Raw genomic sequence first — 14,986 nt, forward strand, 5'->3', positions numbered from 1 at the left:
CCCGTTCCGGAGCCGACACGATACGGAGGGCGTCGATGTCCCGGTCGATCACGCGCCCGGTCCTCGCAGGTCTGGCCGCCAGCCTGTTGACCGTACCGGCCCTTCCGACCGTCGCCGTCGCCGCCGGGTTCCGGGCGGCGCCGGCCTGCGCGACAGCACTCGCCCCCGTCCGGCCGGTCACCGCCACGCCCTGGCCGCAGCAACGGTACGACCCCGCGCGGCTCGCGCCGCTGGCCACCGGCGTCGGGGTGACCGTCGCGGTGGTCGACTCCGGGGTGGACCGGGCGCACCCGCAACTGGCCGGGCGGGTGCTGGCCGGCGCCGACCTGCTCGACCCCGGCGGGGACGGCCGTCGGGACTGCGCCGGGCACGGCACCGGTGTGGCGAGCATCATCGCGGCGGCGCCCCGCCCCGGCGTCGCCTTCCGCGGGCTGGCGCCGGGCGCCCGGATCCTGCCGGTGCGGGTGAGTGAGCAACAGGTGGTGCAGGGGCGGGAGTCGGGGCGTACGGTCAGCGCCGACGAGTTCGCCCGGGCCATCCGGTGGGCCGTCGACCATGACGCCGACGTGGTGAACCTGTCTGTGGTGCTGTACGCGGACGACCCGGAGGTCCGTGCGGCCGTCCGGTACGCGGTCGACCGGAACGTGGTGCTGGTGGCCGCCGCCGGGAACCTGCACGACAGCGGGGACCCCCGACCGTTCCCCGCCGGCTACGACGGGGTGCTCGGCGTGGGTGCGATCGGGGCGGACGGCGGGCGGGCGACCTTCTCGCAGACCGGCCCGTACGTCGACCTGGTGGCACCCGGCAGCGAGGTGCTGACCGCCGCCCCCGGCGCGGGCCACCACCGGGTCGAGGGCACCAGTTACGCGGCGCCCTTCGTGGCCGCCACGGCAGCTCTGCTGCGGGAGTACCGGCCGGAGCTGACCGCCGCCCAGGTCGCGGAGCGGATCATCGCCACCGCCGATCCGGCTCCGGGCGCGGGCCACGGTGGCGGGTACGGCGCCGGGGTGTTGAACCCCTACCGGGCGGTCACCGAGACCAGCGGCGGCCGGCCGGCGGGAGCGCTGCCGGTGGCCGCGCTCGCCGACGATCGGGCCGACCCGGCGCGACTCGCCCGCCAGACCCGCCGGGCCGCCGCTCGGGACCGGGCCCTGTTGGTCGGCGCGGTGGTCGGCATGACGGCGCTCACCGTGGCTCTGCTGGCAGTGGTGGTGCCCCGGGGCGCCCGTCGGCGCTGGCGCCCGGCCGGCCCGGCCTGAGCCCACCCACCCGCGGCCCGAACCTGCGACCGGCCGCGGGCGGGGCGCTGACCCGGACACGGTCAGCGCTCCCGGCCCACATCGCTCACTGGAACAGCCCGGTGTTCTTCTTTTCGGTGTCCAGGTAGTCGGTGGCGGAGTCGTTCACCGCCAGCCTGATGTCACGCAGCATCGCCTGGAGGTCCTGTGAGGCCGAGCGCCACCGCGCCTGCCGCTGCTCGTAGGCCTGCCGCGCCTCGCCCGTCCAGCTCGCCACCAGCGGGGCGGCGTCCCGTTCGAGTTGCCCGAGTTGCGCGTCGAGGGTGTTCAACGCTTTCTGGATGTCAGCGCCGGCCTGCTGCAGCGCGGCGAAGTTGACGACCAGCACACCATGGTCCATCGGATTCCCTCCCCAGCGGGATCAGAGCGGCAACTGGATGCCGCCGCGGTTGGTGCCGGCCACCCGGCTGGCCACCTCGTCGTCGGACACGTCGTACTGCCGGCCGGCGGTGCGGATCGCACCGGCGGTCTCCCGCAGGGCGCGGTGCAGCGCGGCCTGGTCCTGTGACCACTGCTGCTTGACCTGCTCGAACGACCGGCCGCCAGCGCCACGCCAGGCCTGCTGCAACACCTCCAGCTCGGCCAACAGGCCGGTCAGCATGGACTGCAACGACTGGTCCACCTGCTCGAACTTCGCGGCGGTCTGCTGCATGACTGCGGCTTCTGCCTTGGTTTGGGACACCCGGACGTCACCTCGTCTCTCGGATCGCACCTGGCCGTCGACGCGTCCACGGTGGGCGACACGTCGTCGCTTGGCCCGGTCGTCGAGCACTGAGACACGGGTCAGCGAAGGACTTCGTGGCTGACGGTAGCGACCTCGTAGCAGTTCTGCTACCCCCCGGGCTTCCCCTGTGGACAACCGAGGCGGCCATCGGTCGCTTACGATGTGCCGCAGCCACGTCGCGGCGCGTGACGGGCCGTCAGCGGCGGCCGACCGCCCGACCCGGTCCCCACTGGTCGAGGAGGCACGGTGCCGCACCCACCGACCCCTGTCGACTCCGGGGCAGGGGCCCGCGCACCGGCGACCGGGCCGGGCCGACCCACCGACAGTGGCCTGGCGTCGGCCGATCAGCGCGCGCCCCGCCGCCGGTCGACGGTGGGCCGCTGGGTGGCGGTCGGCCGCTGGGCGGCGGTCGGCCGTCGCGCGGGTGCCCGCACGCGAGCCGGCCAACTGGTCACCGCGCAGGTAGCGGCGGCGCTCGTCCTCGTCGCCCTGGGCCGGCCCGCACCAGTCGTCGCGGTAGCCGCCCTGATGGCCGTGCTGCTGGTGGCGGCCGCCTGGGTGCCGCTTCGGGGGCGCTGGCTCTTCGAGTGGCTGGGCACCGCCGTCGGGCACCTCACCCGCCGCCGGGCGCTGACCGGGCCGGCCGGAGCAGCCGAACTGCTCGACCTGGTCGCCCCGGGCACCGTCGTCCGCTCGACCGAGCTGACCGGTGGGCCGGCGGCCGTCCTGGAGGACACCACGGGAATGGTCGCGCTGCTGGAGTTGGGGGACCCGGGCGACCTGCTGGGTGACGCGTCCCAGGCGATCCCCGCCCCGGCCGCGTTGCTCCCGCCGGCCGGGCCGGACCTGCCCCCGCAGCTGGTCCAACTGCTGCTCGCGGGCGCACCGGCACCGGTACCGAGCGCCGGTGGCACGGTCGGCACCTCGTACCGGCAGCTCACCGACGGGCGGCTCGCCGGGCGGGAACGGGCGGTGGTTGCCGTCCGGGTGCTGCGGGTCGACGGTTGGTCCGAGGAGGATCTGCGCCGGGTGCTCGCCGGCACGGTCCGCCGGATCGTCAGGCGTCTCGGGCCGTTGGCCGCGCGACCGCTCGGGGTGCCGGCGGCGCTGCGTGTCCTGGGCGAGTTGGCCCACCAGGACGGCGAACCGGTCCGGGAGTCCTGGGCGGTGATCCGGTCGGGCACCCTGGTCCAGGCCACCTTCCTGCTGACCCGGTGGCCCGACCCGGGCGGTACGGGCGGACGCCGGCTGGTGCCCCGCCTGCTCGCGCTGCCGGCGACGGCCACGACGGTGTCCATGTGCTCGGGTCCGGCGCCGACGATGACGCCGTCGTCGCATTCACCGGCGACCACAACAGTGCCGACCGAGCTGACGGTGCGTCTGGCGGCCGGGACTGCGGCCGAGTTGGCGGCGGCCACGGAGGCGCTGATCCGACTGGTGACCGACCTGGGCGGAAAGTTGCGGCGGCTCGACGGTGCCCACCTGAGCGGGCTGGCCGCCACGCTGCCGCTGGCGTTGCCGGCGTCCGGAGCGCAGCCCCGCCCATCGGCACCCGGGTCGCCGCCCGGCGCCGCGGTGACCGACTGGGAGCTCTCGGTGGGCGACGCGGGGCTGATGGTCGGCACCAACCGGCACGGCCGGGCCGTCACCGTACGACTGTTCCGGCCGGAGAGCACCCGGGTGCTGCTGGTCGGCGGGGTGCGCGCCGCCCAACTGGTGGGCCTGCGCGCGCTGGCACTCGGCGCCCTCGTGGTGGTGCAGACGGTCCGGCCACGCGCCTGGGAGCCGTTCGTCCGGGGGGTTGGCGCACCGGGCGGCACGATCCCGTTGCTGCCGCCGGGTCGGGCGGTCGCCGACGGGGTGGGTACGGCGCTGCGTCCGTTGCTGGTGATCGTCGACGCCGGGCCGGTGGCGGCCGAGGCCGCGCCGGGCCCGCCGTGGCGGGCCACACTGGTGGTACGCGACGAGCTGACACCGGCGGATGTGGACACGCTGAGCCGGGCCGACCTGGCGTTGCTCCAGCCGTTGACCTCCGCCGAGGCCGCCCTGGCCGGAGCCGCGCTGGCGCTGGGCGGCTCGGCCGAGTGGCTGACCCGGATCCGGGAGGACATGGTGGCGGTGGTCAACCGCCGGGCGCTGCGCTGGGCGCTGCTGTCCCCCACACCGATCGAGGGGCAGCTGATCGGGCCGCCGAGGCGCGGCTGACCAGTCGGGCCGCCGAGGCGCGGCTGATCACCAGGATGGCCAGCTGTCGGGTTACGCCGGTGCGTGGTCCGTGGCACGATCCCCGCCATGGGTTTTCTGAAAGGTCTGCTGATTCGGCTGGCCAGCACAGCTCTGGCTTTCTGGCTCGCCACGCTCCTCATTCCGGGCATCTCCCTGGATTCGAACTCGGCCACCGAGACGGTGACCACGCTGCTTCTGGTGGCGGTGATCTTCGGTGTGGTCAACGCGGTTCTCCAGCCGATCATCAAGACCGTCGGCTGCGGCTTCTACCTGCTGACCCTGGGTCTCATCGCCCTGGTGGTGAACGGTCTGCTGTTCCTGCTCACCAGCTGGATCGCCGACCAGGCCGGGCTGCCGTTCGAAGTGGACGGTTTCTGGCCGGCGGCGGTGCTCGGCGCCCTCTTCGTGAGCATCGTGACCTGGATCCTCGGCGCCGTCCTCGACCGGGACTGACCGGCGACCAGCCAGCACCGACCCGGCTTGCCGGGGCCCCGACCTGGTCCGGGGCCCCGGCGGGCCGCTGACCAGAGTTCGGGAATTGGCCGGCCCGGGTGCCCATCCCGGCGGTTAGCGTCGCGGCATGTTCTCACTGACCTACGCCGACGGCCACCTGCTCAGCACCGATCCGGCGCGGATCGATCTGGACCTGGTGCACCACTGGTTGTCCACCGACGCGTACTGGGCGCTCGGGCGGGACCGGGAGACCACCGAACGGTCGTTCGCCGGCTCACTGCCGTTCGGCATCTACCGTCCGGGGGACGGCCGCCAGGTGGCGGTGGCCCGGGTCGTCACGGACGGTGCCACCTTCGCCTGGCTCTGCGACGTGTACGTCGACCGGGCCGCCCGAGGTCGGGGGTTGGGCGGGTGGCTGGCCGGTGCGGTCCGCGACCACCTGGCCGAGCTGGGCGTACGCCGGATCCTGCTCTGCACCAACGACGCGCACCAGGTGTACGCGGGGGTTGGCTTCACGCCGCTGGACAACCCGCAGCGGTGGATGCAGCTCGACCGGCGACCGCCGGTGACCCCGATCACCGGAAAGGAACAAAGCAGCACTACGCCCCTTACGGTGGAAGCGTGACACCACTCCGCCTGGGATACCTCTACGGCCTCGGCGCGTACCTGCTCTGGGGTTTCTTTCCGCTCTACCTGAAGCTGCTGCGACCCGCCGGCCCGCTGGAGATCCTGGCCCACCGGATCGTCTGGTCGGTGGTCTTCGTGGCCCTGCTGCTGGCGGCGCTGCGCAACGTCGGCTTCCTGCGGGCGCTGCTGCGCCGCCCCTGGGCGATGGCGGGGATCGTGGCCGCCGCCGCGCTGATCGCTGTCAACTGGGGCACCTACATCTACGGGGTGAACTCCGACCGGGTGGTGGAGACCGCGCTCGGTTACTTCATCAACCCGCTGGTCGTGGTGCTGCTCGGGGTGACGGTGCTGCGGGAGCGGCTACGCCCGACGCAGTGGGTGGCGCTCGGGATCGGCGCGTCGGCGGTCGCGGTGCTCACCGTTGACTACGGTCGGCTGCCCTGGCTGGCACTGACCCTGGCGTTCAGCTTCGCCGGCTACGGCCTGGTCAAGAAGCGGCTGGGGCTGCCGGCGGCCGAGGGGCTCTTCGTCGAGTCGGCGGTGCTGGCGTTGCCGGCGCTGGGCTACCTGGGATGGCTGACGGCGAAGGCCGACCTCACCTTCGGGCACGTCTCCGCCGGGCACACCGCGCTGCTGGTGCTGGCCGGCGCGGCCACGGCGATTCCGCTGCTCATGTTCGCCGGGGCGGCCAACCGGCTACCCCTGAGCGGCCTCGGCATGATCCAGTACCTGGCGCCGATCCTTCAGCTCGGCTGCGGTGTGCTGATCTTCCACGAGCCGATGCCGCCGGCCCGTCTGGCCGGCTTCGCGCTGGTCTGGCTGGCCCTGATCGTCTTCACCGCCGACGCGGTCCGCAACTCCCGCCGCACCCGGGCCCAGGCCCGGATCCTGGAACCCGTCCCCACCCCGTAATCCCACCCCCCGGCCCCCGCGATCTTGCAGTTTCGGTCGTCGATATGCCCTTCCATGCCCCTTATGAGAGTGCAGAAAGTGCAAGATCGCGGAGGACCGCGCGCAGGGTCAGGGGACGGCGTAGGTGAGGATCGGCGTGCCGTCGGCTCTCTGCAGTTCCACGCTGACCAGCTCGGCGTCGGTGAACCTGGTGGCACCGGTGAAGCTGAGATCGTCACCGGGGGCCGCCAGCCAGGAGCCGATCTGCTCGGTGGCGCCGTTCGGTCCGTGCGCCACGAGCCGGAACGGGTACGCCTTGCCGTAGCTCGTCCGCGCGTCGTACCCGCAGCGCATGGTCACCTCGGTACCCCACTTGGTGCCGGTGAGCCCGAGGTCGGCGTGCACCGGCCCGGCGGCGGCCACCGGTCGCATGGCCACCATCGACACCTGCGGGGCCGGGGTGCCCTGCGCCCCGGGCGGCCCGGCCGGTCGAGGCAGCGCCATTGCGGTGCCCACGCCGACCAGCAGCGCCAGCCCGGCGGCGGCCAGTGTGGTCAGCGCGTACCGTCGCCGGTCCGCGGAGCGTTCCCGACGTCGGCGCTGGCGGGCCTCGGCGAGCAGCGCGGGCACCCTGGGCGGTGCCGGCGGCGGCAGGATCTGCTCCAGTCCCGCCGGGTCGAGGCGTCCGAGCAACCCGGGCAGCACGGCGATCTCGGCGACCGCCTCCCGACACGAGGCGCAGCCGCCGAGGTGCCGCTCGTAGGCCGCCCGCTCGGCAGGGGCCAGGGCACCCAGCACGTACGCGCCGTCGTCGTACGCGAACTCGCACCGGGTCATCCCGTCACCCCCATCTCGGCAAGGACCAACCGTAGAGACCGCAGCGCGTAGTGGGTGCGGGATTTCACGGTCCCCGGCGGCACGCCCAGGCGGGATGCCGCCTCGGCTACCGACCGCCCCTGGTAGAAGCACTCGACCAGCACTTCCCGGTGGGTCGGGCTGAGCCGGTTCAGCGCCTCGGCGACGGTCCACGCCTCCACCGCCCGTTCGGCCTCGTCGATCACCTCGGGCGGTTCGGGCAGGTCGTCGGTGAACACCTCGCCGACCCGGGTGGACCGCCGCCGCCAGGCGTCGATGGCCAGGTTGCGGGCGGTGGTGAACAGCCAGGACCGCACCGATCCGCGTCTCGGGTCGAGTGACTCCGGATGTCGCCAGGCCCGCAGCAGCGTCTCCTGGACCAGGTCCTCGGCCCGCTGCCGGTCCCCGTTGACCAGCCGCAGGGCGTGGGCGTACAGCGCCTCCGCGTGCTCGTCGTGCAGCGCGCGCAGCAGTTGGGCGTCGTGGTCGCTGATGGCGGTCTCCTCGCTTCCGGCGCGCGTGCGGCGGTGGCGTCCGCCTGGGAATACGTGCGGTCACGCCGATCGGTTCAGCCCGAGGTCAGGCCGGTTGCGGGGTGGTTGCCGCCCACGAAGGTGTTCATGCCCGGTTCACACCGTGGCCGACGTGCGCTCACCACGTCCTCCTAGCGTCCGGCTGGTACGCCGCCTGTCGTGCCACCGACTCCTCTGGAGGCCTCCCCCATGAGCGACCGCCCCCGGCTGCTCCCCCTGTTGACCGGCGCCCGCCATGGCACCCGTGACGCCATGACCTGTCTGTACCGGTGCGGAAACGCCTGCGACCACCCGGTGCCGAACACCTCCGACAACGCGTACTTCGGCGACGTGGTGAACGCCGAGATGTCCCGGCGTGGCGTGGTCCGGGCCGGCGCGGTGGGCGCGCTGGTGCTCGGTTTCGGCGGCGCGGCGGCCGGTGCGCTCGCCGGTGCGGCCCCGGCCGTGGCCGCACCGGCCACCACCCCGGACGTCCCGGAGGCCTTCGGTTTCGGCCGTCCGAGCACCGGGGTCGGCAGCGGAGCGCTGACCTTCAAGCCGATCCCACCGAACAAGTTGGACACCCTCGTCGTGCCGAACGGCTACGACCACGCCGTGGTGATCAAGTGGGGTGACCCGGTGCTGCCGGGCGCACCGGAGTTCAACCTGCACCACCAGAGCGCCGCCGCACAGTCCAAGCAGTTCGGTTACAACAACGACTTCGTGGGTGTGCTGCCGCTGGACAAGCAGGGCCGGCGGGCGCTGCTCGTGGTCAACCACGAGTACACCAACGAGGACCTGATGTTCCCGGGCTTCCCCGGCCTGGACGGCCTCTCCGTGGAGCAGCTGCGCACCGCCATGGCCGCGCACGGCATGTCAGTGGTGGAGCTCGAACGAGTCGCGGGCACCGGGCAGTGGCAGCCGGTCAGCAAGGGCCCCCGGCCCTACAACCGGCGGGTCACCGCGCTGAGCACCAAGTTCGACCTCACCGGCCCGGCCGCCGGCTCGGCCTGGTTGAAGACCGCCGCCGACCCGAAGGGTCGTACCGTCGTCGGCACGTTGAACAACTGCGCCGGTGGGGTGACCCCCTGGGGCACCGTGCTCTCCGGCGAGGAGAACTTCAACCAGTACTTCGTGGGCGCCGACGCGGCCCCGGCCGAGCTGAAGCCGAAGCTGGACCGCTACGGCATCGGCACCGCCAGCCGCTACCCCAGCGGCAGCCGCAGGTGGGAGCGCGCGGACGAGCGCTTCGACCTGGCGAAGCACCCCAACGAGGCACACCGCTTCGGCTGGGTCGTCGAGATCGACCCGTTCGACCCGGAGAGCCGCCCGCGCAAGCACACCGCGCTGGGCCGGTTCAAGCACGAGGGCGCCAACGTGATCGTCGCGAAGGACGGCCACGTGGTCGCGTACATGGGCGACGACGAGCGGTTCGACTACCTCTACAAGTTCGTCTCGGACAAGAAGTTCATGAAGGGCAACTCCTGGGCTGCCCGCAAGCACAACCTGACCCTGCTGGAGTCCGGCACGCTCTACGTGGCGAAGCTCGACCAGAGCAGCGCCGCCGAGATCGACGGCTCGGGCAGGCTCCCCACCGACGGCGCCTTCAACGGCCGGGGTCGCTGGATCAAGCTGGTCAGCGGCAACCGCTCGTTCGTCGACGGGATGACCGCCGCGGACGTGCTCACCTTCACCCGGCTCGCCGGTGACAAGGTCGGCGCGACCAAGATGGACCGCCCCGAGGACGTCGAGCCGAGCCTGCTCACCGGCAAGGTGTACGTGGCGCTGACCAACAACACCAACCGCGGCGTCGGCAGCAACCCGAAGGCGGACGAGGCCAACCCGCGCACCGCCAACAAGCACGGGCAGATCCTGGAACTGGTCGAGGACCGCAACGACAACGCCGCGGAGACCTTCGCCTGGTCGCTGCCGATCGTCTGCGGCGACCCGACCGACCCGTCGACCTACTTCGCCGGGTACGACAAGGCCCAGGTGTCAGCGATCTCCTGCCCGGACAACGTCGCCTTCGACGCCACCGGCAACCTCTGGATCTCCACCGACGGCAACGCGCTGGGCAGCAACGACGGCCTGTTCGCCACCGCCGTGGAGGGTCCGCAGCGGGGTCACCTCAAGCAGTTCCTGACCGTGCCGCTCGGCGCGGAGACCTGCGGACCGTTCATCACCGGCGACAACCGTTCGCTCTTCGTCGCGGTGCAGCACCCGGGCGAGATCAGCGGGGCTTCGGTGGAGAACCCGGCCTCGAACTGGCCGGACGGTGACTACGCCAAGCCGGGCGTGGTGGTCACCTGGCGCCTCGACGGCGGCCCGGTGGGCAGCTGAGGTCGTAACCGCGGCCGAGAGGCCGATGACGTTGTTCCCGGTGGTCCGGCGCTGGACCGCCCCGAGAGGCCCTCTCCCAACCGGGGAGAGGGCCTCTCGGCGGTCAGTTGTCGGAGGCGATGCCGTCGGCCACGCTGCGGGCCACGGTGAGCAGCTTGGCGCGTACCACCCGGGCGGAGGTCATCATCTCGCTGGCCGGCAACGCGCAGGCCAGCACGACGCGGCGTTCCATGTCCTTGTCCGGCGCGACGAGCACCGCGGCGCAGGCCACCCCCTGCCGGAACTGCCCCATCTCCAGCTGCATGCCGCGCCGGTCACCGGCGGCCAGGTCGGCCTCGAAACTCTCGGGGGTGGTCAGCGTGGCGGTGGTGAACGGGCGCATGCCGTACTCACGCAGATAGCGGTAGCGCTGGTCGCTCGTGAGGGTGGCGAGCAACGACTTGCCGAGGGCTGTGGCGTGCGCCCCCTCGTCGAAGCCGGGGACCAGGTCCTCCAGGTAGGGCGAGCGGTGCCCCTCGGCGACCGCGGTGAGGGCCACCTGGCCGCCGACGAACCGACCGAGGTAGTGGCTGTAGCCGGTGTCCAGGGCGGCCCGCCGCAGCGTCTCACCGACCGCCGGTGGACCCCGGAACGCGGTGACAAGCTCCCGGTACCGGTCGGCCACCTCCAACCCCACGATGTACGTGCCGTCCTCGCGACGGATCACGTAGCCCTCGTAGGCGAGGGTGCGGACCAGGTGGTAGGTGGTGGCCACGGTCAGCTCACAGCGCCGGGCGATCTGCTTGACGGTCAGGCCCTTCGGGGCGCGACCGACCGACTCCAGCACCCGTAGCGCTCGGGACACGCTGCGAATCAGGTCCGAAGGTTCTGCCAAGGGGTCGCGCACAACCACCTCCGCCGCCGGGGACTTACACCATATGAAAAACAGGCCCGGTGCGAAATGCCTGTTCGGGTCGAGGATGCCAGATCACCATCCACAGCTAGTGCCCCGCCGGTCACCAGGAGTGCGCTGAGCGGGGCTCACGTAGGTTTGCCCAACGATGACCAACACCGCCAACACCCCCGATCCGGCGCTCGCCCGACCCCATCCGGTCCGGGCCAGCGCCGGCGCAGTCGCCACCACCGTGGCCTGCGTACTCCCCGTCTTCCTGCTCGGCGGTCTCGCCGTGCAGATGGGCACCGACCTCGGCTTCTCGCCGGCCGGCCTGGGCCTGGCCGTCTCCGTCTACTTCGGGGTCAGCGCGCTGGCCTCGGTGCCCTCCGGCCGCCTCGTCGAGCGGTACGGACCGGCAGTGGTGGCCCGCAGCGGCATCCTGCTGGCCGCCGGGTCGATGCTGGCCGTGGCCGCCTTCGCCCGGTCGTACCCGGTGCTGGTCGGCCTGCTGGCGCTCAGCGCCGCCGCAAACGCGCTCGGCCAACTGGCCAGCAACACCGCGCTCGCCCAGCACGTGCCGGCGCGACGGCAGGGGCTGTCGTTCGGGGTCAAGCAGGCCGCCATCCCGGTCTCCACCCTGCTGGCCGGGGCGGCGGTACCCACCATCGCGCTCACCGCCGGTTGGCGCTGGGCGTTCGTGGCCGCCGCCGTGGCCGCGCTGACCACGCTTGCCGCCGTACCCCGGCAGCTGCCCGGCCCGGCCCGGCGAGCCGGCGCGACGCGCGCTGCTCGGGCGACGGTGGCGCTGGTGGTGATCGGCGCGGCGGCGACGTTGGCGTCGGGCGCGGCCAACGCGCTGGGCACCTTCCTGGTCGACTCCGCCGCCGCCCGGGGCCTGTCGCCGGGTCTCGCCGGCCTCACTCTGACCCTGGGCAGCGCGGTCTGCGTGGCGGCCCGGGTGGGCGCCGGCTGGTTGGCCGACCGTCGCGACACCGGCCACGTCGCCCTCATCGCCGCGATGCTGCTGGTCGGCGCGGTCGGGCTGGGCCTGCTCGCGGTGACCGGCTCGGTGCCGCTGGTCGTCGGTGTGGTGCTCGGCTTCGGCCTGGGCTGGGCCTGGCCCGGCCTGATGAACTTCGCGGTGGTCCGGCTGCACCCGCAGTCACCGGCCGCCGCCACCTCGATCACCCAGACCGGGGTGTACGCGGGCGGCTGCCTCGGCCCGTTGAGCCTCGGCCCCCTCGCCGCGCACCTCGGCTACCCGGCGATGTGGACCACCGCGGCCGTGGCGATGCTCCTCGCCGCCGCTCTCATGCTCGCCGGCAGCCGACTGTTGACCCGCGTCGCCGCCGCAGCGGGGCGGGGCGGGGATCAGCTGGTGCGGTCGGCGATGTAGTCGCAGAGCGACTCGAGCGCGCTGCGGGAGGGGCCGTGCGGCAGCGGGGCGAGCTGCGCGCGGGCCTCCTCGGCGTAGCTGCGCACCGTCTCCCGGGCCCGCTTGAGCGCCGGGCTCTCCCGCAGCAGCCCCAACGCCTCGGCGTGCAACGCGTCGTCAGTCAACGGGCCGGTCGCCAGGATCTCCCGCAGCCGCACCGACGACGCGTCGGAGTCGTCCGCTTCACGGGCGTAGAGCACCGGCAACGTCGGGACGCCCTCGCGCAGGTCCGTGCCGGGGGTCTTGCCCGACTGCACCGACTCGGAGGCGATGTCCAGCAGGTCGTCGGAGAGCTGGAAGGCGACGCCGATCGTCTCGCCGTACCCGGCGAGGGCCTCCACGTGCTCGGGGGCGGCGCCACCGAACATGCCGCCGAACCGGGCCGACGTGGCGATCAGCGAACCGGTCTTCTCCGCGATGACGTGCAGGTAGTGGCTCACCGGGTCGTCGTCGGGGCGTGGCCCCACGGTCTCCGCGATCTGACCGTGCACCAGCCGGGCGAAGGTGCGCGCCTGCAACCGGACCGCCTCGGGGCCCAGATCGGCGGCGATGTCCGCCGCACGGGCGAAGAGGTAGTCACCGACCAGGATGGCGACCGAGTTGGTCCACCGGGAGTTCGCACTCGGCGCGCCCCGACGCACGGCGGCCTCGTCCATCACGTCGTCGTGGTAGAGGGTGGCGAGGTGAGTGAGCTCCATCACCACGGCGGCCGGGACCACCTGCGCACCGGTCGGGTCACCGAACTGCGCGCCGAGCGCCACCAGCAACGGCCGGAAACGCTTCCCACCGGCCTCCACGAGGTGCCGGGCAGCCTCCGTGACGAACGGGTCGGCGCTGGACACGCTGGCCCGCAACTCGACCTCGACCGTGTCGAGCAGGCCCACCACGGACGCCTCGACACGGGGATCGGCGAGATTGAGACCAAGCGCGCCGAACTGACTCGTGCTCGCCCGACCCCGCCGACCGCCGGAGCCGGAGGCACCTGAACGCTCGCCCGCCGGATTCACCACGCCATCAACCATGCCACACCCGTACGACCTGCTCCGGGCCGGGGATACGCACCGGGGGCCGGCACGTGAACACGCGCCGACCCCCGGTGATCGATCCTTCGGCTATCGAACGAATTCGGCAGCTCCGGTCGCCAGATCGAGCAGCGGCGCCGGGGCGACACCCAACACCAGGGTCGCCAGCACACCGATCATCAACGCGGCGGCGGTGAGCCCACCGGGCACTGTGACGGTCGGGGTGGACTCGCCCGGCTCGGAGAGCCACATCATCACCACGACCCGCAGGTACGGGAACGCGAGGATCATGCTGGTCAGCACACCGGCGATCACCAGCCAGGCCTGGCCACCCTCCAGCGCCGGCCCGAAGATGGCGAACTTGCTGGTGAAACCGCTGGTCAGCGGAATACCGGCGAAGGCCAGCAGGATGAACGTGAACAGCGCGGCGAAGAACGGCGACCGCCGGCCCAGCCCGGCCCAGCGGGACAGGTGGGTGGCCTCGCCGTCGTCGTCGCGGACCAGCGTCACCACGGCGAACGCCGCCAACACCGAGAAGCCGTACGCGACCAGGTAGAACATCGTGCCGGCGAGCCCGTCACGGCTCGGCGCCAACACACCGACCAGCAGGTAGCCGGCGTTGGCGATCGAGGAGTACGCGAGCAGCCGCTTGATGTCGGTCTGGGTGACCGCGAGCACCGCACCGACCAGCATGGTCAGCACCGCCACCGCGCCGAGGACCGGGGTGAAGTCCCAGTTGGCGTCGGCGAACGCGACCTGGAAGACGCGCAGCAGCGCACCGAACGCGGCGACCTTGGTGCAGGCCGCCATGAACCCGGTGACCGGGGTCGGAGCACCCTGGTAGACGTCCGGGGTCCAGACGTGGAACGGGGCCGCCGCCGCCTTGAAGAGCAGACCGATGGCGAGCAGCGCCATGCCGGCGAAGAGCAGCACCGGGCTGGCCGGCGACTCGCTCACCGCCGCGTGGATGGTCGCGAAGTCGACGCCGGCCGAGCGGCCCGGGATGCCGGCGGTGAAGCCGTAGATCAGGGCCACGCCGAACAGGAAGAACGCGGAGGCGTACGCGCCGAGCAGGAAGTACTTCATCGCCGCCTCCTGGCTCAGCAGACGCCGGCGACGGGCCAGCGCGCAGAGCAGGTAGAGCGGCAGAGAGAAGACCTCCAGCGCGATGAACATGGTCAGCAGGTCGTTCGCCGCCACGAAGATCAGCATGCCGCCGATCGCGAACGTGGTGAGCGGGTAGACCTCGGTGAGACCGTTGCGCCCCTCGGCCTGCCGCCGGTCGTCGGCCGACTCGGCGGTCACCGCGGCCTGGGCGACGAACGCCCCGCCCCGCTCGACCGAGCGGTCACCGATCAGCAGCAGCGCCATCGCGGCCAGCACCAGGATCGCGCCCTGGAGGAAGAGCGTCGGCCCGTCGATGGCGAGGGCCTGCCCGACGGTGATGATCCGCTCGTCGGCGCTGAGGACCACCATGGTCAGTGCCGCGAGCACCGCGAGCAGCGCCAACGTCAACTGCACCAGATGCCGCCAGCGCCGCGGCACCAGGGCTTCGACCAGCACACCGAACAGCGCGGCGCCCAGCATGATCAGGATCGGAGCGATTGCCGCGTACTCGATCGACGGCAGTTTCAACTCGGTCACAGTGCCGACCTTTCGTTCGCGACTGCGCAAGCCTCTGCCCGCGACTGCGGGGCTCGCTTCGCTCTCTCCTCGCGCGGGCGGATGG

General features: G+C 72.6%; 14 protein-coding genes. 7 read left to right on the top strand and 7 right to left on the bottom strand.

Features of this window, described 5'->3' with window-relative positions; genetic code table 11:
* Window positions 1-35 precede the first annotated feature (35 nt).
* Entirely contained in the window at window positions 36-1,259 is a 1,224-nt protein-coding gene (gene mycP, locus KBX26_RS07210; RefSeq protein ID WP_210864992.1) for a type VII secretion-associated serine protease mycosin, read from the top strand.
* Between the two features lie 85 nt (window positions 1,260-1,344).
* On the opposite strand, the gene KBX26_RS07215 is transcribed toward mycP, so the two are convergent.
* Together KBX26_RS07215 and KBX26_RS07220 are read right to left on the bottom strand one after the other, a co-directional pair.
* Window positions 1,345-1,638: a WXG100 family type VII secretion target gene (locus KBX26_RS07215; RefSeq protein WP_030334171.1), complete on the bottom strand. Its 294-nt coding sequence runs from the start codon at window positions 1,636-1,638 to the stop codon at window positions 1,345-1,347.
* A gap of 21 nt (window positions 1,639-1,659) precedes the next feature.
* Window positions 1,660-1,980 (bottom strand): WXG100 family type VII secretion target, encoded by a 321-nt coding sequence (locus KBX26_RS07220; protein WP_030334170.1) that lies wholly within the window; start codon window positions 1,978-1,980, stop codon window positions 1,660-1,662.
* Between the two features lie 288 nt (window positions 1,981-2,268).
* On the opposite strand from KBX26_RS07220, the gene eccE reads away from it, so the two are divergent.
* From eccE to rarD, 4 genes are all read left to right on the top strand, one after another.
* Window positions 2,269-4,227: a type VII secretion protein EccE gene (eccE, locus tag KBX26_RS07225; RefSeq protein ID WP_374224227.1), complete on the top strand. Its 1,959-nt coding sequence runs from the start codon at window positions 2,269-2,271 to the stop codon at window positions 4,225-4,227.
* An 87-nt stretch (window positions 4,228-4,314) separates the two neighbouring features.
* A complete protein-coding gene (locus KBX26_RS07230) occupies window positions 4,315-4,701 on the top strand; it encodes a phage holin family protein (RefSeq protein WP_030334166.1) in 387 nt (128 codons plus the stop codon).
* Between the two features lie 127 nt (window positions 4,702-4,828).
* The gene (locus tag KBX26_RS07235) at window positions 4,829-5,326 is read left to right on the top strand and encodes a GNAT family N-acetyltransferase (protein WP_210864993.1); all 498 of its coding nucleotides are present in this window, start codon (window positions 4,829-4,831) and stop codon (window positions 5,324-5,326) included.
* A complete protein-coding gene (gene rarD, locus KBX26_RS07240) occupies window positions 5,323-6,240 on the top strand; it encodes an EamA family transporter RarD (protein WP_030334162.1) in 918 nt (305 codons plus the stop codon). The genes KBX26_RS07235 and rarD overlap by 4 nt, the downstream gene beginning before the upstream one ends.
* A 108-nt stretch (window positions 6,241-6,348) precedes the next feature.
* Here the strand turns inward: rarD and KBX26_RS07245 are convergent, their stop codons facing one another.
* Entirely contained in the window at window positions 6,349-7,056 is a 708-nt protein-coding gene (locus tag KBX26_RS07245; RefSeq protein WP_210864994.1) for an anti-sigma factor, read from the bottom strand.
* Complete coding sequence (locus KBX26_RS07250; RefSeq protein ID WP_030334158.1) at window positions 7,053-7,547, bottom strand: sigma-70 family RNA polymerase sigma factor; 495 nt, start codon at window positions 7,545-7,547, stop codon at window positions 7,053-7,055. The genes KBX26_RS07245 and KBX26_RS07250 overlap by 4 nt, the downstream gene beginning before the upstream one ends.
* A 249-nt stretch (window positions 7,548-7,796) precedes the next feature.
* Here KBX26_RS07250 and KBX26_RS07255 point away from each other — a divergent pair, with 249 nt between their 5' ends.
* A complete protein-coding gene (locus KBX26_RS07255; RefSeq protein ID WP_210864995.1) occupies window positions 7,797-9,926 on the top strand; it encodes a PhoX family phosphatase in 2,130 nt (709 codons plus the stop codon).
* Between the two features lie 103 nt (window positions 9,927-10,029).
* Here KBX26_RS07255 and KBX26_RS07260 read toward each other — a convergent pair whose 3' ends face one another.
* Window positions 10,030-10,812: an IclR family transcriptional regulator gene (locus tag KBX26_RS07260; protein WP_030334152.1), complete on the bottom strand. Its 783-nt coding sequence runs from the start codon at window positions 10,810-10,812 to the stop codon at window positions 10,030-10,032.
* A gap of 154 nt (window positions 10,813-10,966) precedes the next feature.
* Between KBX26_RS07260 and KBX26_RS07265 the strand changes: the two genes are divergently transcribed.
* A complete protein-coding gene (locus KBX26_RS07265; protein WP_210864996.1) occupies window positions 10,967-12,196 on the top strand; it encodes an MFS transporter in 1,230 nt (409 codons plus the stop codon).
* Here the strand turns inward: KBX26_RS07265 and KBX26_RS07270 are convergent.
* Both KBX26_RS07270 and nuoN read right to left on the bottom strand, forming a co-directional pair.
* Window positions 12,172-13,257, bottom strand: a complete 1,086-nt coding sequence (locus tag KBX26_RS07270; protein ID WP_030334147.1) for a polyprenyl synthetase family protein — start codon at window positions 13,255-13,257, stop codon at window positions 12,172-12,174. The genes KBX26_RS07265 and KBX26_RS07270 overlap by 25 nt on opposite strands.
* A 90-nt stretch (window positions 13,258-13,347) precedes the next feature.
* Window positions 13,348-14,901, bottom strand: a complete 1,554-nt coding sequence (nuoN, locus tag KBX26_RS07275; protein WP_030334145.1) for an NADH-quinone oxidoreductase subunit NuoN — start codon at window positions 14,899-14,901, stop codon at window positions 13,348-13,350.
* Window positions 14,902-14,986 lie beyond the last annotated feature (85 nt).

The sequence above is a fragment of the Micromonospora sp. C97 genome (genome assembly GCF_018070385.1).
GTDB lineage: Bacteria > Actinomycetota > Actinomycetes > Mycobacteriales > Micromonosporaceae > Micromonospora > Micromonospora parva.